20 protein-coding genes are annotated in these 18,173 nt (G+C 60.2%); 15 read left to right on the top strand and 5 right to left on the bottom strand.

The window, feature by feature from the left end:
• Window positions 1–4 precede the first annotated feature (4 nt).
• From ACST81_RS17745 to ACST81_RS17710, 8 genes are all read left to right on the top strand, one after another.
• Window positions 5–1,564, top strand: coding sequence for a Na+/H+ antiporter subunit D (locus ACST81_RS17745; RefSeq protein ID WP_438749515.1), 1,560 nt, complete (start codon window positions 5–7; stop codon window positions 1,562–1,564).
• Window positions 1,561–2,037 (top strand): Na+/H+ antiporter subunit E, encoded by a 477-nt coding sequence (locus ACST81_RS17740; protein WP_438749513.1) that lies wholly within the window; start codon window positions 1,561–1,563, stop codon window positions 2,035–2,037. The genes ACST81_RS17745 and ACST81_RS17740 overlap by 4 nt, the downstream gene beginning before the upstream one ends.
• Window positions 2,034–2,408 (top strand): cation:proton antiporter, encoded by a 375-nt coding sequence (locus tag ACST81_RS17735; RefSeq protein WP_438749511.1) that lies wholly within the window; start codon window positions 2,034–2,036, stop codon window positions 2,406–2,408. Before ACST81_RS17740 ends, ACST81_RS17735 begins: the two co-directional genes overlap by 4 nt.
• Window positions 2,405–2,773, top strand: coding sequence for a monovalent cation/H(+) antiporter subunit G (mnhG, locus tag ACST81_RS17730; protein WP_438749508.1), 369 nt, complete (start codon window positions 2,405–2,407; stop codon window positions 2,771–2,773). The genes ACST81_RS17735 and mnhG overlap by 4 nt, the downstream gene beginning before the upstream one ends.
• A 487-nt stretch (window positions 2,774–3,260) precedes the next feature.
• Complete coding sequence (locus tag ACST81_RS17725; RefSeq protein ID WP_438749505.1) at window positions 3,261–3,692, top strand: MucR family transcriptional regulator; 432 nt, start codon at window positions 3,261–3,263, stop codon at window positions 3,690–3,692.
• A 241-nt stretch (window positions 3,693–3,933) separates the two neighbouring features.
• Window positions 3,934–4,404 carry a helix-turn-helix domain-containing protein gene (locus ACST81_RS17720; RefSeq protein ID WP_438749503.1) on the top strand — a complete coding sequence of 157 codons (471 nt, stop codon included), beginning with the start codon at window positions 3,934–3,936 and terminating at the stop codon, window positions 4,402–4,404.
• Entirely contained in the window at window positions 4,397–5,200 is an 804-nt protein-coding gene (locus ACST81_RS17715) for a DUF6456 domain-containing protein (RefSeq protein WP_438749500.1), read from the top strand. The genes ACST81_RS17720 and ACST81_RS17715 overlap by 8 nt, the downstream gene beginning before the upstream one ends.
• A 312-nt stretch (window positions 5,201–5,512) precedes the next feature.
• Entirely contained in the window at window positions 5,513–5,881 is a 369-nt protein-coding gene (locus ACST81_RS17710) for a hypothetical protein (RefSeq protein WP_438749499.1), read from the top strand.
• Between the two features lie 1,223 nt (window positions 5,882–7,104).
• On the opposite strand, the gene ACST81_RS17705 is transcribed toward ACST81_RS17710, so the two are convergent.
• Both ACST81_RS17705 and ACST81_RS17700 read right to left on the bottom strand, forming a co-directional pair.
• Window positions 7,105–7,527 (bottom strand): SufE family protein, encoded by a 423-nt coding sequence (locus tag ACST81_RS17705; RefSeq protein WP_438753660.1) that lies wholly within the window; start codon window positions 7,525–7,527, stop codon window positions 7,105–7,107.
• 295 nt (window positions 7,528–7,822) lie between these two features.
• Window positions 7,823–8,290: a DUF5330 domain-containing protein gene (locus ACST81_RS17700; RefSeq protein ID WP_438749497.1), complete on the bottom strand. Its 468-nt coding sequence runs from the start codon at window positions 8,288–8,290 to the stop codon at window positions 7,823–7,825.
• A gap of 584 nt (window positions 8,291–8,874) precedes the next feature.
• Here ACST81_RS17700 and ACST81_RS17695 point away from each other — a divergent pair.
• From ACST81_RS17695 to ACST81_RS17670, 6 genes are all read left to right on the top strand, one after another.
• A complete protein-coding gene (locus tag ACST81_RS17695; protein ID WP_438753658.1) occupies window positions 8,875–10,449 on the top strand; it encodes a sensor histidine kinase in 1,575 nt (524 codons plus the stop codon).
• On the top strand, window positions 10,421–11,422 hold the full coding sequence (locus tag ACST81_RS17690) for a peptidoglycan-binding domain-containing protein (protein WP_438749494.1): 1,002 nt from the start codon (window positions 10,421–10,423) through the stop codon (window positions 11,420–11,422). Before ACST81_RS17695 ends, ACST81_RS17690 begins: the two co-directional genes overlap by 29 nt.
• A 112-nt stretch (window positions 11,423–11,534) precedes the next feature.
• On the top strand, window positions 11,535–12,965 hold the full coding sequence (locus ACST81_RS17685; protein WP_438753655.1) for a methyl-accepting chemotaxis protein: 1,431 nt from the start codon (window positions 11,535–11,537) through the stop codon (window positions 12,963–12,965).
• 572 nt (window positions 12,966–13,537) lie between these two features.
• Window positions 13,538–14,125 (top strand): response regulator, encoded by a 588-nt coding sequence (locus ACST81_RS17680; RefSeq protein ID WP_438749492.1) that lies wholly within the window; start codon window positions 13,538–13,540, stop codon window positions 14,123–14,125.
• Entirely contained in the window at window positions 14,122–14,298 is a 177-nt protein-coding gene (locus tag ACST81_RS17675; protein ID WP_325463358.1) for a hypothetical protein, read from the top strand. Before ACST81_RS17680 ends, ACST81_RS17675 begins: the two co-directional genes overlap by 4 nt.
• A gap of 64 nt (window positions 14,299–14,362) precedes the next feature.
• Entirely contained in the window at window positions 14,363–14,710 is a 348-nt protein-coding gene (locus tag ACST81_RS17670) for a DUF1491 family protein (protein WP_438749491.1), read from the top strand.
• Between the two features lie 4 nt (window positions 14,711–14,714).
• On the opposite strand, the gene ACST81_RS17665 is transcribed toward ACST81_RS17670, so the two are convergent.
• The 3 genes from ACST81_RS17665 to ACST81_RS17655 form a co-directional block, all read right to left on the bottom strand.
• Window positions 14,715–15,791: a DUF2336 domain-containing protein gene (locus ACST81_RS17665; protein WP_438749489.1), complete on the bottom strand. Its 1,077-nt coding sequence runs from the start codon at window positions 15,789–15,791 to the stop codon at window positions 14,715–14,717.
• A 243-nt stretch (window positions 15,792–16,034) separates the two neighbouring features.
• Window positions 16,035–16,316 carry a hypothetical protein gene (locus ACST81_RS17660; protein WP_438749487.1) on the bottom strand — a complete coding sequence of 94 codons (282 nt, stop codon included), beginning with the start codon at window positions 16,314–16,316 and terminating at the stop codon, window positions 16,035–16,037.
• A 408-nt stretch (window positions 16,317–16,724) separates the two neighbouring features.
• Window positions 16,725–17,573, bottom strand: coding sequence for an SH3 domain-containing protein (locus ACST81_RS17655; protein ID WP_438753653.1), 849 nt, complete (start codon window positions 17,571–17,573; stop codon window positions 16,725–16,727).
• A gap of 255 nt (window positions 17,574–17,828) precedes the next feature.
• Between ACST81_RS17655 and ACST81_RS17650 the strand changes: the two genes are divergently transcribed.
• Window positions 17,829–18,107 carry a hypothetical protein gene (locus ACST81_RS17650; protein ID WP_438749485.1) on the top strand — a complete coding sequence of 93 codons (279 nt, stop codon included), beginning with the start codon at window positions 17,829–17,831 and terminating at the stop codon, window positions 18,105–18,107.
• Window positions 18,108–18,173: the final 66 nt, after the last annotated feature.

Raw genomic sequence — 18,173 nt, 5'->3', positions numbered from 1 at the left:
GACCATGGCCCTTTCCTCGTCCTCCCTCGATCTCTCCGCCGCCTTGGTCCTCGATCCGGTGGCACCGCTCGACTGGCTGGTGATCCTGCCGGTCGCCTGGTGCGTCGGCATCGGCGCGGTGCTGATGATGGTGAGGCACAGCGGCAAGCTGCAGCCGCTGATCGCGATTTTCGCGCTGCTGGTCCTCACTGGCCTCGATGCCGGGCTTCTCTGGCATGTCGTCCAGCACGGACCGGTGACGATGGTCATGGGCCGTTGGCTGCCGCCGTTCGGTATAGCTTTCACGGTCGACCTGACCGGCGCGCTGTTTGCGCTCGCTGCTGCGATCGTGGCGCTGGCCGGCGCAGTGGCAGCGCTGGCCGACATCAATGCCAGCGGCCGGCGCTACGGCTTCTATCCCTTCCTGATGCTGCTGATGGCCGGCGTCAGCGGTGCTTTCCTGACTGGCGACATCTTCAATCTCTATGTCTGGTTCGAGGTCCTGCTGATCTCGTCCTTCGGCCTTCTGGTGCTCGGCGGCGAACGCGGCCAGATCGACGGGGCGGTGAAATACGGCTTCCTCAACCTCGTCGCGACGACGCTGTTCCTGATCGCCACCGGTTATCTCTATGGCATATTCGGCACGCTCAACATGGCCGACATCGCCCGCAAGGCGCCGGAACTGAAGGAAACCGCGCCGCTCGTGACGCTGACGACGCTCTATCTCTTCGCCTTCGCCATGAAAGCGGCCGCCTTTCCGGTCAATTTCTGGCTGCCGGCCTCCTATCACACGCCGCGCATCGTCGTCTCCGCCTTGTTTGCCGGCCTTTTGACCAAGGTTGGGATCTACGCGCTGATCCGCGTTCTCATCATGCTGTTCCCGCTGGAGCGGCTGGCGCTCAGCCCCGTCATCGCTGGTGTCGCGGTGCTGACCATGGTCACCGGCGCGCTTGGAGCCCTGGCGCAACACGATATCCGCCGGCTGCTCGGTTATCTCGTGATCTCCGGCATCGGCGCCATGCTGGCGGGCATTGCGCTCGGCGGCGCGGATGCGATTGCCGGGACGATCCTCTACGCGCTGCATTCCATGCTGGTGATGACGGCGCTCTATCTGGCCGCCGGCCTTGCAGGGCGCATTGGTGGCGGTTTTTCGCTTGAAGAGATGGGCGGGCTCTACCGGAGCCACATGCTACTGACGGCGGTGTCGCTCGTCCTGTTCTTCTCGGTCTCCGGCCTGCCGCCATTCTCCGGTTTCTGGCCGAAGGTCATGCTGGTCAAGGCGGCGCTCGATGGCGGCAGTTGGGGGCTGGCGGCAAGCCTGCTGCTGACCGGCTTCCTGGCAATGATCGCAACCGGCCGCGTCTTCCTGCTTGCCTATTGGCGGCCCGCAAGCGTCGAACCTGCCGGGCCGGCCATCGCCCTACCGGTCACGGTCTTCCTACCGCTTCTGGTCCTGACGGGTATCGGTATCCTTATCGGACTGTTTCCCGAGCCGCTGCTCGGCCTTGCCCGCAGCGCCGCCTTGACGCTCGATACGCCGTCCGCCTATCTCGACAGCGTCTTTCCGGCCGGAGGAGCGCCATGACCTTCCTCGTCACCAACCTGTTCCTGGCCCTTGTCTGGGCTTCTGTCAGCGGCAGCTTCAGCCCGCACAATCTGGTGCTCGGCTTCGCCGTCGGGGCGCTGTCGCTGGCGCTGGTGCGTGGTCAATTGGCGGCGAGCCTTCCCATCGTCCGGCCACTCAAACTGCTGTTGCTGACCGGCCTGTTTTTCCGCGAATTGTGGCTGTCGGCCTTCAAGGTCGCCATTCTAGTGATGCGACCGAACATGCGGCTGAGGCCAGGCATCTTCGCCTATCCGCTGGCGCTGACACGCGATTTCGAGATCACGCTTCTCGCCAATCTCATCACGCTGACGCCAGGCACGCTGTCGGTTGACGTGTCCGAAGATCGCAAGACGCTTTATGTACACGCGCTCGACTGCCGGGATCCGGCCGCCGAGCGGCGGGCGATTTCGACGGGCTTCGAGCGCCGCATTCGGGAGGCTTTTCCGCTGTGAGCGCATCCGACATCCTGTCCTTTTCCACCCTGTTCGCGCTCGTCGCCCTGTCACTCGGGCTGATCATGACGGTGGTGCGGATCGTACGCGGGCCGACACTGCCGGACCGGGTGCTGGGGCTCGACATGCTTGTTGCCATCGCCATTGGCTTCATTGCCGTCATCGCCATCCGCAGCGGCTACAATCTCTACATCGATATCGCCATCGCGCTCGGCCTCGCCGGTTTCCTTGCCACCATAGCCTTTGCCCGTTTCATCCTGACACGCGGTCGGACGGAGCAAGCCGAAGGACGTGTGGAGCGCACTGTCGGCGAGCGCAATCCAAAGCGTGGCGGGCGTTCGACCCGTCGCAAGAGCGGGAGAGCCCGATGACCTCGCCGCAACCCGATATCGCAGTCGCCGTCATCGTCAGCCTGTTGCTGGTCATCGGTTCGGTCTTCAGTCTCCTGGCGGCGCTGGGTCTTCTGCGTTTTCCCGATCTTTACACGCGCATGCACGCGGCCTCGAAGGCGGGCACGATCGGCTCCAGCCTGCTGCTACTGGCGGCAGGCGTGCATGCGCTCGATGTCACCATTCTGATGCGGGCGCTCGCGGGCTTCGTCTTCATCGTCCTGACCGCGCCGATCTCGGCCCATCTGCTGGCGAAAGCCACGCACCAGGCCGGTTACAAGCTGACGAACCTTTCCGTCACCGACCAGATGACGCAGGGCAAGCACCCGTCCGGCCCTGCGTCATAGGTTGTTCTTTCGGCCACGGGATCGCCATTTTCGAAGTAGAAAAGCGCGGATCGTCCGCGCATGGGCCGTTTGATTTCAAATGTATCGTAGTGTTTCCGAACACCTTGCGGCGGTGCGCACATTTCAAGATGAATAGGCTAAATATCGCACAAAATATTATTGGACTTTTGTCAGATCAGTGTTATTCGAGTAAAGGCAAAGTGTCCATTTCCATATTACTTCGTACTGAAATTCCAGCATGGGTTGTGAATATTGATTGTTGCTTTGAGGCGCCGGCCGGTTCGGCGCTTTGGCAACGCATTCCGCCCTGGAATCCGCGGTAATATGAAGGTTTGTCGCGGTTTGATGCTTGGTAGCCGAGAGGAGAAGTTCTTTCGAGCTGCGGTGCAGGGCGTGGTTTTCGGACATTTTCACAGCATGTCATGGTTGTGTCCGCGATAAACCCATCGCGGACATATGAGAAGAATTCCGATAGGAGAAAGAAAGAATGACGGATTTACCGCTTGGCTCAGGCCACGATCTACTGGTTGAACTCACCGCAGAGATCGTTGCTGCCTATGTCAGCAATCATGTCGTCCCGGTCGCCGAACTCTCGACGCTGATCGGCGATGTGCACGCAGCACTCAACAATACCAGCAGCCCGGCTCCGGCCGCTGTCGTCATCGAAAAGCCGAAGCCGGCCGTTTCGGTGCGCAAGTCCGTGCAGGACGACCAGATCACCTGTCTGGAATGCGGCGGTACCTTCAAGTCGCTGAAGCGTCACCTGATGACCCATCACACCCTGTCGCCGGAAGATTATCGCGAGAAGTGGGACCTGCCGACCGACTATCCGATGGTCGCTCCGGCCTATGCCGAAGCCCGCTCGCGTCTCGCAAAGGAAATGGGCCTCGGCCAGCGCCGCAAGCGCCGCGGCAAGTAAACTCTCTGCACCGCGGGCCTGTTGTCCGTGAGTCCAAAAGCCGGTCTGGCATCGCCAGGCCGGCTTTTTCGTGCATGGAATCTCATCTCGGATTTTTGCGATGAGGAAAATATACCTATTTTTTCCGTCAAAATGCGTAAAAACAGTGAAAAAACAACGGCTGGTTGTGGGGGCGATGTTTCATTCATCCTCGCGATCGCACTAGGGTGTATGAATTAATTCCTATTCAGAGGAGTGAGCCATGCACATCGACAAGTCTTCCCACCGCCCGCCAACCAAGATCCGCAGCATGCTTATCCCGTGCGTTGTGGAGACAAAGGCGATTTCCGTGCCGCCGGCGCATCGCGCCGTGACAGTGACCGAACCCTGGGGACCGGTGCTTCCCGTCGCGGCCCATCTGCGCTGCCGGGTCGTGCGCCAACTGACGGCGGAAATGGTCATGCTGGTCGGCGAACGCGTGCCGCTGCGCCGGGATCGCCGCCGCACCAGCTGCCATGTGCGGCAAATTTCCATGTATGTCTGCCATGTCGTGCTGCAGATTTCGCTGACCGACATCGGCCATGCTTTCGGCCGCGACCGGACGACGGTCAGTCATGCCTGCAATGTCGTCGAGGATCGTCGCGACGATTCTGCTTACGACGATTTCGTCTCGTCGGTGGAGCGCGTCATCACGTCCGTTTTCGGCGCGCCGGGAGGCCGCGAGCATGAGTGAGGCGATGTCGGGCAAGAAGGATATCGTTCGATTGCTGCGCCACATCACCGGCCATGGCCGGTTGTCGGTTGAAACAATGGTGTCGGGCGTGGCGATCCGTCGCGAAGGCGGTGCGGCGCGGCAGTTCCCGCATGCCGCGATCGAACAGGCGGTGGCGCTCGGGCTTGCCGTACGGGACGAAACCGGTATCCAGGCGACAGTGGAGGCGCCGGCCTTCCTGCGCCGCGCGATGCTGGCGCCGGAAGAAGCCTTCCAGGAACAGCATCGCTTAAGCGAAACCGAAACCACGACGATCGGCGGCATTCGCCAGTCCGTTCGGGTCAACCGGCTGGAATCGCCGCTCGGTGCGCTCACTCGGTTGAAGGAGAAAAGCGGCCAGGCCTTCATGCCGCCCGAGGCTATTTCGGCGGGCGAGCGACTGCATGCCGATTTCACCCGTGGCCAATTGCAGCCGCGCCTGACGATGACCTACGAACCGCTGTTGTCGACGAAGACAAAGGGTGGGGCAGGCGGCATCGCCGATCTCTGCGACACGGCGCTCGCGGCACGAGGACGGGTAGCGCGGGCAATGGAGGCAGTCGGGCCGGAACTGTGCGGCGTGGCGCTCGATGTCTGCTGTTTTGAAAAGGGGCTGGAGCTTGTGGAACGTGAACGGCAATGGCCGGCACGATCCGCCAAGCTGATGCTGCGCACCGCGCTGATGGCGCTATCTCGCCATTATGCGCCGCCGCGGACGGCGGACCGGCGAAATCACAGCTGGGGTGCTGAGGGGTATCGGCCGGAGATTTTGTACTAAAGAAACAAGGGGGCATGAATTTAGATGAGTCTGACATTGGAGCCGCGTTCTTCCTACGTCGACGATATTTCTCATTTGACCGTGAACTCGGCTCGGGCGGTTGATGTTCGACATCGTGCCCCTTTTGGAGATAAGCGTCGCTGTCGCTTCGGAACGTGTAATCGCCAGAGATCGAGGATGGGTTTGACTAGCCGGCGACGTGGATTAAACTATTAAACGGCGTGCGATTTAAGGAGCATCGGCGTTGTTGAGATAGTGTTGACACCATCGAGCCATTATATAGGGTTGTAATAGTAACAAGAGTGCGCCGGCATGAACCAAAAAATTGATATCAAATTCGAGAAAAGTCCGTTTTTCAGAGTCGTCCACGCGGAAGGTGTGTGGGGCGGAACTTCGCCCGCTGGCTATGTTCGGATGGCCATAACAAACGATGGCCACAGCATTCCTACTTTCAATGAACTCGAAGTAGACGATAACGGCCAACCCGTGGGTCCCGAACTTTTATCCCGGGCCGATTCCAGGATAACCCGACAGGTAGAATGCGAACTTGTCATGGATCTGGGTACCGCAACAGCGATGTATGGTTGGCTTGAACAAAAAATCTTCGAACTTGGAGCCTTACAGGGGCTTTCCGATCAAGATATTGAATCGGTTGTCAAGGCGAGGCGGTTGCGCACATGATGCCGGCTCGCAAGCAAGTCCCGCGGATATATGGTCCGAATTCGGTTCCCAATGGCGGGAATATTGTTATGAAAAATCGGTTTTCAGGATCGGGTGGATCGAGCGCACGACCCAATAGGTGGCTGCAGCAAGCGGACGGCTCAGGGACGTCCCGAGGCGTTCAAGCGGCCCCGACCGGATTCCGGCAAGAGACAAAAGTTTCGTATCGACCTAGTGGTGGACCTGCAAAGCCGACTATGAGGGCTGCCATGGCTCCCCATGAAACTAAGCCTGACTTTACAAATCTAAAGCGTCACATGGCGGCGACGAAGGTTTATGAACAGGTCCTAAAGCGCATAGCCGTCTTGGATGAAGACGCGCGTGAGGAGGGTATCAGACCACGGCCAGCATCAAGGTTGGACTTACTCTCAATCGTTTCCGATAGGCGGCTGACTAAACGACCTGCAGTTACGATGCTAGACAATGGCGAATATAGAGCGACTTGGATGAACGGTGACTTTCAGATCACCGCGCAGTTTCTTGGATATGGGCTATCGGCACTCGTTTTCGGCAAATCGACGGAAAAGGTTGAGCGGTGGAATAACGTTCCTTTATCAAACGTTCGAAACTTCTTGATTAGCGACCCAAGTGCTCCGGCCATTTAATGGACCAAGACATCCCTGCTACCGACCACGTCCTTAGGTCAATAGGGGCTAAATTCGTCGACACCGTTGACGAGCAATTGTTCATTGATCCGGCCGCGTTTCTTTCGAGACCGAGTGATAACAATAAGCCATCCTACAATTGGATGGAATGTTTCGGATCCAACATCGACCACTCTGTGCAAACTATTCGCAGTTTGGCGCGGATCAAATACGGTGCGAACGCAAAGCTAGTTCGCATCAATGCGGGAACGGTAATAGCGGAGCTAAACGCGCAATCGAGCCTCAGCGCGGTGAGGCTAATCCATGATCCGATAAAGGCCAATGACGATTTCCCGGCAGATACTTCTCATGCGTTAATGACTGAAATTCCCGAACAGGGGCAGGCGGATTGGGAATTGGCTGGGCGGATAATCAAGTCATGTGTACTGGAAATATTTTCCGCGCGAGCCCCAGAGACCTCATAATACCGTTAATCACCGAGCTTGTTCGAGTCTGCAGCTACCGCGATTTGACAGAGGGTCGGAACGGGCCGAACGGAGTTGGCCTCAGTTCCCCGAAGCCGACCTGCCAAAAACCCCGTCACCCCACCAATTTCTGCGCTGCCTCGTCCTTGATGCGCTTGATCATCGAGCGCAGGCCGTTGGCGCGCTGGGCGGTGAGGTATTCGATCAGGCCCATGCGGGTAAACAGGTCGAGCGCGTCGGTCTTGACGATGTCGGAGGCCGGGCGGCCGGAGAAGATCGACAGGACGATGGCGACGAGGCCGCGCACGATATGGGCGTCGGATTCACCCTCGAAAGTCAGGATCGGGTCGCTGTCGTCGTCGTTGGCATGGGTGACCAGCCAGACCTGGCTGGCGCAGCCCTGGACCTTGTTGTCGGAGGTGCGCAGCGCCTGCGGCATGTCCGGCAGCTTGCGGCCGAGCTCGATCACATAGCTCATGCGATCCTGCCAGTCGTCGAGATAGGCGCAATTGTCGATGATCTCGGCAAGCGGCGTGATCGGTGATGTCATCTGGTCCATGCCGCTGGATATAGGCGATCGGCGCCCTCGTGAAAACCGGGAGCCGGTGAAAACCTTAAAAAAGAAAAGGCCGTGAGGGGATGGGCGTTCCTCACGGCCGCCGCAAACGCAGCAGTTCAAGACAGTCTTCCAGTGACCACAGCGCCGCGCGTCAGTCCTGACGCGCAAAGGTCGCTGTAGCATTTTGAAGATGCTGCATAATTCTATCCTTATATCGGTTCCGCTTTAAGGATGGAATTATGCAGCGGCAGACTTCAGGGAAGGGCGTGAAAATCTATTGGCGAACCTTCTTCGGCTCGATGCGCTTTTCCGGCACCGGGATCCGTTCGAGGAAGGGTTCGACCTCCGCCTCGGCGACGACGGCGGCCTTCGGCTCAATTTCGGGCAGGTCCACCTTCGAGGCGGCATCGGCAATTGCATCCGGGGTGGCGGCGATCGTGCCGGTCATCACCTTGTCGCTCTGTTCGGCGAATTGTTGGTCGAGAAAGAGATAGGCGATCCGTGCGCCTTCACGCGCCCGGTGTCCAAGCGCAACGAAGGTCTCGGCGCCCTTCTCGCAGACATCCGGCTTCTCGACGCAGATCGCGCTGATATAGCCGAAGGCCTCGGTCGCGGCCGAAACCGTGTCGCCGACATCGACCTTCGGCCCGTTTTCAAGTGTCGAGGTGCTTGCCGGGTCGAGAAACGGCAGGGCTACCAGCACCAGCGAAAACCAGAATGTTCCCTTGATCAGAAACCACATCGTTTTGCCCATCCTTTGGTCCGGCGTCCAAACCTTGCCTCCGGTCTTTGCCGGATTGGCCTCCTTGGCGCCTTGTCATCACACCTTAGGAGGAGAGTCGGAATAGGCCTTTGCCAAAACACGCGGCATTTGCACCGACTTTTCGTAAAATTGGAAATATCTGCATTTGAATGGCATTTTGCGCGTATTTTAACGACCGCCATTAAGGTTCGAGGCGAGGGGTCGGACGGCAAGGCTGCAAATGCGGGATTCCGCAACCAGAACCCTTGCCACAAACGTTAATGTCCCGCGAAAAACCACCTGAAATCCGTTGCTTACACCCCATTAACCACAAAAGAGAAAGCCGCCGCGAATTGTCCCGGAATGGGATTTTCGAGCGGTTTCACGGGCTTTGTCGCAATTTGATTTATCCTTTCATTAAGCCGCCGATGCGAAATTCGAACGGGTAGAGACATCGCCTGAAACGGCCGTTTTCGGTCGGGGTGATGAGCACTTCCGCATAAAGGACGGAACCATGATGGCTCCGGAAAAGAACGAGCATACAGGGTTAGACGTTGAGCGTATTGCGTAACATTGCTGGCAGGATGGCATCCCGGGTGGATGACGTCGCGCGCCATTGGCTGCCGCGCCCGGTGGCCGGCGAGCCGGAAGCAAGCCGCGAATTCGCCGTCGTCCGTGCCATCGCCGCAACAGCGCTCGTCGCTCTCCCGTCCGTTCCGCTCGCCCTTTCCGCCGCCTTGCCGATCTCGGTTGCGCTGCCGGTCGGAGCGGCGCTGGTTGCCTCGACCGCGCTGATGACCGGCGTCGCCGCCATTGCCTATATGCGCAACCGCAGGATCGCAGCCGACATCGCCGAGGTGAAGACCATCGTCATCGATAATGGCGGCGCTCACTATGATTGTTTCGCCGGCCTTGTTACCGTCCACGACATCCGGGGCTCGGTGACTGAAATCCATGGCCGCGATGCGCAGTCCTATCTTTCCTGGATGCGCAATCCGCACGGCCGCGGCTTCATCGAGCAGATCCATGTGTCCGACCGCATCCTCTTCCTGCAGGCGATCGATAACCTGCGGCAGGGTGAGCGCCAGGCGACTATCGATATAAGGCTGGAGCAGCCCAACGTCTTTGCCGAAGGCGAGCAGTTCGTTCACATGCGCTGCGAGATGACGGCGCTCGGCAGTTCAGACGAGCCGCTTACCGCGATCCTCGTCCAGTCGCGCGACGTCTCCGAAGAGGCACGCCTGCGCACGGAGGCGGCGCAGAAGGCGCGGCTGGCCGAATCCGCCAATGACGCCAAGACCCGGTTCCTGGCGGCCGTCAGTCATGAGTTGCGCACGCCGCTCAATGCCATTCTCGGCTTTTCCGACATTCTGTCGGGTGAATATTTCGGCAAGCTCGAAAACGATCGTCAGCGCGAATATGTCTCGCTGATCAACCAGTCCGGCGCGCATCTGCTGTCGGTGGTCAACACGATGCTGGACATGAGCAAGATCGAGGCCGGCCGTTACGAACTCATTCCCGAGCCGTTCCGGGTCGCCGATGTGGTCAATGCCTGCGAGGCGATGCTGAGCCTGCAGGCGCATGAAAAGGGCGTGCAACTCACCAGCCGGATCATGCGCGGTGTCGGCGAGGTCAATGCCGACCAGCGCGCGATCCAGCAGATCCTGATCAATCTCGTCGGCAATGCCATCAAGTTTACCGATCGCGGCGGTCTGGTCACCATCGATGCCGAAATCGCCGGCAGCGATCTCAACCTGATCGTCAGCGATACCGGCATCGGCATCGCCGAAAACAAGCTGGCCACGCTCGGCCAGCCGTTTGTGCAGATTCAGAACGATTATACCCGCAAGTATGAAGGCACCGGGCTTGGCCTGTCGCTGGTCAAGGGGCTGGTGGCGCTGCATGGCGGACGGTTCGATATCCGCAGTCGCCCGGGCGAGGGCACCGTGATCACGGTGACCATCGCGCTCGACGGATCGGGCATCCGTCCGCTCGAGGAGCAGGAACTTGTGGAACAGACAATGGTGGAGTTCCCGCCGCGCCTGAAGGAGCGTACGCGGGAGAAGACGAACGGTCAGGCCAATCCGGAGGGATGGACGGATGCCGACGGAGTGAACAGGAGCGCTGGGCATGACGGCTCGCAAGCGAAAACAGCCTGAGAAGAAAAAGAAGGCGCAGCGCAGCGCGGGTCTGGTGATGGCCAGCCTGGCGGTGCGCGGCCTGAGCCATGCCGGTGGTCTTGCCGCGCGCAATCCCGGCGTCTTCGGCGGCTCGATGGCGTTCGCCGTCGTCTTCAGCTTCGTCGCCGCCAATGCGCTCTGGTACCAGCCCGGCGCGCATCCTTCACCGCTCCTGCGCACCCGCCTGCCATTCACGCATCCCCAGGCCGCCAATCTCGGTGTCGAGGACGAGCAGACAGGTGTCGAGCCGCGCAAGGTGACCACCTTCGTCATCCAGCGCGAGGATGAGGCTGCCGCCGCGGAAACAGAGACGGAAGCCGGCACTGAAACCGCCAGCATTGCCAAGCCGAAGCCTCAGCCGAGCGAAAGCATCGAGGATGTGATCGCCGGTCAAACTATCGAAAAGAGCCAGCCGGTGGAAAAGCCGGCGGACGGTTCGGCACTGGTGACGAGCATCCAGAAGGAACTGGCACGTCGGGGGCTCTACGACGGCCCGGCCGATGGCAAGACGGGTCCGAAAACATCGGCGGCGATTCTGCGTTTCGAAAAGCAGACGGATCGCCCGGAGACGGGCGCCGCGACCGACACGCTGCTGGCAGCACTCCGCGAGCAGAAGGGCAAGCGGCAGGCGGCGGCACTACCGGCCTCCCGCCCTTACGAAAACGTCAAGGCGAGCAAGGGTGACCTTGATCCGGTTGCCGCCGCCATCCGCAATGCCGAGATCGATCCGAACTATATTCCGAAGGTCGACATTCCGGCCTCCAGCGAACTGGTGATGAATATCCAGAAGGGCCTGACAAACCTTGCCTATACCGACGTGTCGATCGACGGCGTCGCCGGCGAGCAGACCCGCACGGCGATCCGCCACTTCGAAAAGCACTATCGCCTGCCGGAAACCGGCCAGCCGAGCGACAAGGTGCTGAAGAAGATGAAGGAAATCGGCGCTCTCTGAACTGATTTCCTTACGACCAAAGTCGAAACCCGGCATTTCCACTTCGTTAACCATGTCCTGCCACCCTCTTGCGGATGAGGAGGCGGTTGGGACGATGGCTACGGCTTTACGCATGCCCGAGACGGGGTTGGGGCCCGGCGAAGACGATAGCGACACCGGAGCCACGGTTCTGAGACAGGTGGTCGCCGATCTGGCGCGCGAGGCGGCGGGACTGGGTATCGATCTCGTCGACATCGCCGGCGCTATCCAGGATGCGGCGGCGCTGTCCGCCCGCCATGCAAGCGTGTTTTCCTCCGTCACCGACACCGCCCGTTCGATCGCGGCCGCCAATGGCGAGGTCGCCCGTTCGCTGCATGCGACCGATGCCTCGGCGACCACTGCCCGCACGGTGCTCGGCGAACAGGGCAGGCGGTTGCAGGGCTCGCTGTCGGAGATCGACCACATGGTCGCCACGACGCGCGAAATCGGCGCGGAGATTTCATCCTTTTCCGGCGCGCTTGCCGATGTCGATCGTTTTGCCGGCGAGATCGGCACGATCGCCCGCCAGACCAACCTGCTTGCCTTGAACGCGGCAATCGAGGCGGCCCGGGCAGGCGAGGCCGGCAAGGGTTTTGCCGTCGTCGCGGCGGAAGTGCGGGCCTTGTCGCTCCAGACCTCGCAGACCACGGCGTCGATCCAGAAGACGCTGGGCGAGCTTCGCAGCCGCATCGAACGGCTGACGGTGGCCGGCGCGCAGGCCGCGTCCTCGGCCGAGAGCGTCAAGGACAAGGCCGGGGATATCCATGGGTCCTTCGCCAGCATGGAACAGGTGATGTCGACCATTCTCGACAGCGCTTCGTCGGTGGCCGGCACGACGGATGCGGTGGATCGCCAATATGCGGCCTTCGCCGAACAGTTGACCGGCATCGCGGCGGAAATCCACACATCCAGCGGCGCCTTGCAGAAAGCTTCGTCGCGCGTCGATGCCGTCGTTGCGGTTTCGGAAAAGATCATCCAGGTCACGGCGAGCGCCGGCCTCGAAACGCCCGACAGTCCCTTCATCCGCAGCGCCTGCGACGTGGCGGCGACGATCTCCGCCCTATTCGACGCCCAGGTGGCGAGCGGCGGCATCGGCATGGATGCGCTGTTTGACCGGCAGTACCGGCAAATCCCCGGCAGCACGCCGGTGCAGATGATGACCCGCTTCACCGAATTCACCGACCGTGTCCTGCCCGGCATCCTTGAACCGGTCGCGGGCAGCAACGATCGCATCGCCTTTTGCGCCGCTGTCGACGAGAACGGCTACCTGCCGACGCACAATCGCAAGTTCTCGCATCCGCAGCGCCCCGGCGATACCGACTGGAACACCGCCAATTGCCGCAACCGCCGCATCTTCAACGACCGGGTAGGGCTCGCCGCCGGTCGCAACACGCAGCCGTTCCTCGTCCAGACCTATAGGCGCGACATGGGGGCGGGCAATTTCGTGCTGATGAAGGATATTTCCGCGCCGATCTTCGTCAACGGCCGCCACTGGGGCGGGCTCAGGCTGGCGATCCGCGTCTGATCGGAGTTTAGAGCATCGTTCCCTTAATACGCCCCATTCTGTTGGCTGAAAACGTCCGATCCACAAGATGGATGGCGCAGAGCGATGCGAGATCCATCAGTCCAGCCATCCGCCGCAGTGGGCGGCCGTTTTCAGCCAACCCGAAGGACTGGATGAATTTTGGCCACTACCGGCGGTGGCCGTCTCAACCGCAGCTTCTGCTGCGCTTTTCGCCAGCCGCCTTGGTTCTGGCCAAAATTCCTTCCAGCAGAATGGGGCGTATTAAGGGAACGATGCTCTAAACCCGGCTTGCCGGCGTCAGGTTTTTTGGCGTCCAGCCGCGTCCTCGCCAGCCTCTACCGCAGTCTTCTCTCCTTGAAGGGCCCGGACAGTGTCACGCTTATCATCGTGGGAAATGACCAGACGCTCTTCGACACGACGCCGAACATTCGACCAGCGGATTTAAATTTTTTAATGCGATTTGGAGCGTTGTAGCGTATAACTAAAACACCAGTCTCACTACGCCAATATCATTCCCGGCCGTGACTGTTTAAGAGACATTCTGCTCTTGCCCAATCGAATGGAGCAGAGCCATGTCTCTTCTTGATTTGCTATTCCTCAAGGTACCCCAAGCCGGCACGGTGATCGCAGCCGTTCGCCAATGGTGCGCGGAGCGGGGATCCGACATTTCCGACAAGGATGGGCGCAAGGCTGTGGCGGCGGCTGTCGTGCTTGCCCAATCCGCCGATGGGGGAGGGCCGGATTTCATTGAGGCGTTACGAGCTAAAATGGCGTCCGCACAGCCTCGCGCTCCAACCATACTCGTACTGGAAGACGAGCCTTTTATTGCACTCGACATGGAACAAATCCTGCAAGGTGGGGGTTTCGCTGTTGAGGTCCGAGCTTCATGTTTAGACGCAATGGCGTGGCTTTCTTCCCAGACCCCGTCGATCGCGGTTCTGGACTTTCAGTTGAGGGATGGAGATTGCACGGATGTCGCCCTGCTCCTGCAGGACCGCGATATTCCCATCGTTTTTTGTTCGGGTGCCGATCCCGGCGACATCCCCGCCACGTTTCGTCAGCCGCTCTGGCTGCCCAAACCATTTCAAGAAGGGCAATTCCTGGATGTGGTGCGACAGGGGTTGCGGATCCGGAACGCGAATGTCGGAGAAAACGCATGACACAGTTCCAGATACCCAATCGCAGGCCTCGTGGTGCATCGCCTCGTGGCGACTTTGACCAGGCCAAGGCGACGGCGACCGCCAGCGAAGGAATGCGGGTTGCCGCCGACAGGAAGAAGACCGAAGCGCTGAAGGAAGCGCGGTTGCGCGCGAAGGCTGAAAAACCGGCGTGAACATGGTCCATTCCATCGGGAACGGCGATTTGCACGCTGATCCGCGCCGGTGTATCACCGCCGCATGCGCCTGAAATCCGATATCGTCGTTTCCGCACTCGTTCGCCGCGTCTTTACGCTCGGCGGTTATGCGGCCGTGCTGCACAAGGGAGCGGAGGAAGCCGGCGCGATCTTCATTCGCCAACGGTCGCGCCTTGGCACTGAAACACTCTATGCTCCCGCACCGCAGAGCTTTTTCGAGGAACCCTCCCCGAACCGGCTGTTCGAAATCCGCATGGAAGGAGTCGAATCTCACATGGTCGACGAGGCGATCGCGCGCGAAATCCGCTTCGATCCGGACTGCTGGGTGGTCGAGATCGAGGTGGACGAACGCGGCGACCTGTTCGACGTCGTGGTCGGGAAGGACGATTAGCTCATCAGCGGCCGCGACCGAACGCGCGGGTTTTGCGGGCGTCCACGAGACGGCGTGCCGATGCGTCCTGCCGAGCGGCGGTCTGGCGCGGATCGGCGGCGCGATCGGGTGCGAGATGCGGCTGGTAGGTGGCGCCGGATTTTTCTTCCTGCTCGGCCTGCAACCAGGATTGCACACGGGCGCGGCTTGCCGGAAGGTCGAGTGAATCCAGCAGCATATCGCCGCGCGTGGTGCCGGCATGGCGCTCAGTGAGATCCGGATAGAAGGCTGACAGGACGAAAAGACTATCCTCCGGCGGCATTTCCAATGCGGTCAGCGCAGTGGCGAGTTGCTGACCGGAAATGTCGAGCAGGATACGTTCGCCGAGTTCCGGGCCGGCCGAAAGCGCGGCCGCAAGGCTGGCGGCGAAGAGATTGGCCTCACGCGAACGCGCAAAGCGGACGAGCAGGGCCTCGTGCAGCGCATTGATCGGCTCAATCGCCGGACCAGGCTGGGCAGCGGGCGCGTGGGCCGTGACGGCGGTGCGGGCAAGGTTCTTGATATCGGAGCGCAACTGCTCTTCGCGCAGCAATCGCGTTTCAGTCGGGTCGGAAGAGGCAGGTTCGCGCAGGCGTATGTCCGGTCGCGCCGGCCTGGACGCTTCGTCCTGTTGTTTTGCCGGAGCGGTCCCCGTCTGGCGCCGTTCGACCAGTGCATCGACCACCTGGACCGAGAGGTTTTCACGCCGCGCGATCGCGGTCGCATGGGCCGGGCCCTGGGTCCGGATGATCTCGATCAGCGTCGCGTCGGTCATCGAAGTCGAGCGGGTGAGGAAGATGGCGGCGATGGAAATCGGTGCGTTGCCGATCCGCAGCGCGACCGATTGCGGCACATGCGGGCACTGCGACAGTGCAGCGGCGGTCTGGCGACGAGCTTCGTCGCTGGAGGCGGAAAACAGCGGGTCGAACAGTTCGGCGAATTGCTTGAGATCGTTGCGGCGCGGATGCCGCAACCCTTCGAATCCGGTCACGGTCGCCATCAGGACCACGTCCTTCAGCCGCCCCGCCTGCGGCCTTTCCAACTCACGAAACCGGTCCGCCACTGATACACCCACTCATACGCAAAACATCACATTCCCAATCTGGGGCACCGGGTCGAGCCGATGTCTGAACAGGGACCGAAATTTCAGGCAAGGATCGGAGGGTTATCTTCAAACGATGAGGGCGACACCAAGAGTTGAACAGGCTAAAACGCTGAAAACATTGGCGCCGACGGATTGAATGTCGATCTGGCCGATCATGGCTGAATGTGTTTCCAGCCTACGCGGACGTGGTTAACATTCCCTTTACCGGCGATACGACATCGGGGAAGCGCGCAACGGATAAAGCTTTTCCACCGCTTTCTCGGCGCGTGCATCGTCGTTTTCAATGAAAGTGGCCGGCGAGGGGGCGGTGGTGTCGAAAAGCTGGTCGTCGGCGATGTCGCCGATGGCGATCAGAACCTCCTCGATCGTCCATCCGGAAAGATGAGCATGTTCGGCAAGGACACTGATGGCTGGCGCCAGCATCTTGCGGCATTGCCGACGGCGATACTCTCCTGCCCAATGCGGCTGCGGACCATGAAGCATGATACCCTCCCAAGAAGAGAGAACAACTCATGCGGGATGATTTTGTTCCAGTCGCGTCACTTCGTCGGGGCCGTCATCGTGAAAACGGGAACAGGCGGTTTTTTCAAGCCGCCTCAGACTGCTGACAAAGTCATTTCCTGACGCCCAGAAGGTCGCTTAAGACATTCTGCGACTACCATCTCCTCCGTCATCCCGTGCCTGTCACGGGAATCCAGCCAACTCAAGTCTTTGAGCTGAAACAGTCTTTTGACCCGACGGACGTCGGGTCGCTGGATTCCCGCCACAAGGGCGAGAATGACGGAGGGTGGGGTTGCCACGCCCTCAAACAATCAGCGTTGGAGTTTGTCAGCAGTCTGAGGCGGCTTTTTCAAGCCGCCTGCCTTTGGATTGAAGCCTGAATGGACGACCTCACGTGCAGTTTTCACTTCCCGGGCGGCAACGGCGGCCACGGTCGTTGTTTCCACCGTCCCGACCCCGGTTGTTGTCGACTTTGTCCCTGTTGTCGGAATCCCTGCGACGGTCGCTGTTGCGGCGTTCGTCGTTTCGACGATGATCGTTGCGGAACTGATTTCTGTCGTTATCGCGATCACGGCGTTCGGCACGGTTCCGCTCTTGTTCGCGACGATTTTCGCGGTTCCGGATATCGCGGTCGCTGTCGCCCCGGCGGTTGTCAATACGGTCGCGATCCCGGTCGCGACGGGGACGTTCGACATTGTTATCGTTGTCGCCACGACGGGGGCGACCGATGGAGATATCATCGTTGTTGCGGCGGGGACGCTCGTAGTTGTTATCACGACGCGGCCGTTCGTAATTGTTGTCGCGGGGCCGGCGGTCGCGGTCGCGCACCCGGTCGCCGTCATGACCACGGCGCCAGTAATCACGCTCGCGGTAGAAATTGCGGTTACGATAGTTGCGGTCCCAGTAGGTACCAAGTTCGAAGGTGACCGTCGGGATGCCGAGATTGTCGTAATAATTCGGCTCCACATAGACACGGTTTTGACGATATTCGGCCTGCACGTAACGACCGGCAACCCAGCCGCGACCGTTATAGAAGGACACGTCGCACCACGGCACATCCGAAAGGCACCCGTGGATTTCGACGGATGTGCCGACGGGAATGACGGTGACCGCCGGATAACGGGTGCTGGGTCCGGAGCGCATGTTGACATTGGCGGTGGCAAAACCTTCCACGGCCCATGCCGTGGCAGGCACCAGCGAGGCGAGCGCTGCAATCGCCCCCAGCGCTAGAGCCTTGATTGAATATTTTTGACGGGTCATTGAGGTTCCATCCCTGTTCACATGGCCCCCCGGCCACAGCTCCGTGCTGTTCGTGAGGCACTACACGTTTGTTTTTGTGTCTTTTTTGAGATGACACGGTCTGATGAATTTCCAGGCCTGACCACGAAACGCAAACCACGCCGGTTCGTTCCGCATCCGGTTTCATGCTGGGCTTAAAGGGAACCAATGATCGACTGTCGCGTTAAAAGGATCATTGCAAAAGGAGCCCTGACAATGGTCGAAAAGAAATTCGCAACCGTGCCGAACGACGCTGAACTCCAGGCAAGCGCGGCCAAGACCGATCTCGACAACCAGATTTCGGACCTGCGCGCCGAGATCGCGCGCTTGACCGAATCCGTCTCCGCCATCGGCACCGGCGCAAAGGCTGTCGTGACATCCGAGGCCGAGGTCTTGGCGGAACGATTGCGCGAACGGGTACGCGAGGAGCCGGTCTCCACATTGCTGGCGGTCGCCGGTGTGTCTTTCGTGTTCGGGATGCTCTTCCGGCGTTGATGCGTTCATAACTCCTGTTCCGTCGGGAACGGCGCGGGCAGGACTTTTCCAATAATGTTGTTCTTG

The sequence above is a fragment of the Pararhizobium sp. O133 genome (genome assembly GCF_051669845.1).
Lineage (GTDB): Bacteria > Pseudomonadota > Alphaproteobacteria > Rhizobiales > Rhizobiaceae > Pararhizobium.
This window is presented reverse-complemented; position numbering and strand designations above follow the sequence as displayed.

Bases quoted from the DNA above. Each gene is read 5' to 3' on its own strand.
- ACST81_RS17715 (WP_438749500.1), top strand. From the start codon at position 4,397: ATGAGTGAGGCGATGTCGGGCAAGAAGGATATCGTTCGATTGCTGCGC.
- ACST81_RS17700 (WP_438749497.1), bottom strand. From the start codon at position 8,290: ATGTGGTTTCTGATCAAGGGAACATTCTGGTTTTCGCTGGTGCTGGTA.
- ACST81_RS17675 (WP_325463358.1), top strand. From the start codon at position 14,122: ATGACACAGTTCCAGATACCCAATCGCAGGCCTCGTGGTGCATCGCCT.
- ACST81_RS17720 (WP_438749503.1), top strand. From the start codon at position 3,934: ATGCACATCGACAAGTCTTCCCACCGCCCGCCAACCAAGATCCGCAGC.
- ACST81_RS17680 (WP_438749492.1), top strand. From the start codon at position 13,538: ATGTCTCTTCTTGATTTGCTATTCCTCAAGGTACCCCAAGCCGGCACG.
- ACST81_RS17695 (WP_438753658.1), top strand. From the start codon at position 8,875: ATGGCATCCCGGGTGGATGACGTCGCGCGCCATTGGCTGCCGCGCCCG.
- ACST81_RS17670 (WP_438749491.1), top strand. From the start codon at position 14,363: ATGCGCCTGAAATCCGATATCGTCGTTTCCGCACTCGTTCGCCGCGTC.
- ACST81_RS17690 (WP_438749494.1), top strand. From the start codon at position 10,421: ATGACGGCTCGCAAGCGAAAACAGCCTGAGAAGAAAAAGAAGGCGCAG.
- ACST81_RS17660 (WP_438749487.1), bottom strand. From the start codon at position 16,316: ATGCTTCATGGTCCGCAGCCGCATTGGGCAGGAGAGTATCGCCGTCGG.
- ACST81_RS17710 (WP_438749499.1), top strand. From the start codon at position 5,513: ATGAACCAAAAAATTGATATCAAATTCGAGAAAAGTCCGTTTTTCAGA.
- mnhG (WP_438749508.1), top strand. From the start codon at position 2,405: ATGACCTCGCCGCAACCCGATATCGCAGTCGCCGTCATCGTCAGCCTG.
- ACST81_RS17685 (WP_438753655.1), top strand. From the start codon at position 11,535: ATGCCCGAGACGGGGTTGGGGCCCGGCGAAGACGATAGCGACACCGGA.
- ACST81_RS17725 (WP_438749505.1), top strand. From the start codon at position 3,261: ATGACGGATTTACCGCTTGGCTCAGGCCACGATCTACTGGTTGAACTC.
- ACST81_RS17740 (WP_438749513.1), top strand. From the start codon at position 1,561: ATGACCTTCCTCGTCACCAACCTGTTCCTGGCCCTTGTCTGGGCTTCT.
- ACST81_RS17650 (WP_438749485.1), top strand. From the start codon at position 17,829: ATGGTCGAAAAGAAATTCGCAACCGTGCCGAACGACGCTGAACTCCAG.
- ACST81_RS17745 (WP_438749515.1), top strand. From the start codon at position 5: ATGGCCCTTTCCTCGTCCTCCCTCGATCTCTCCGCCGCCTTGGTCCTC.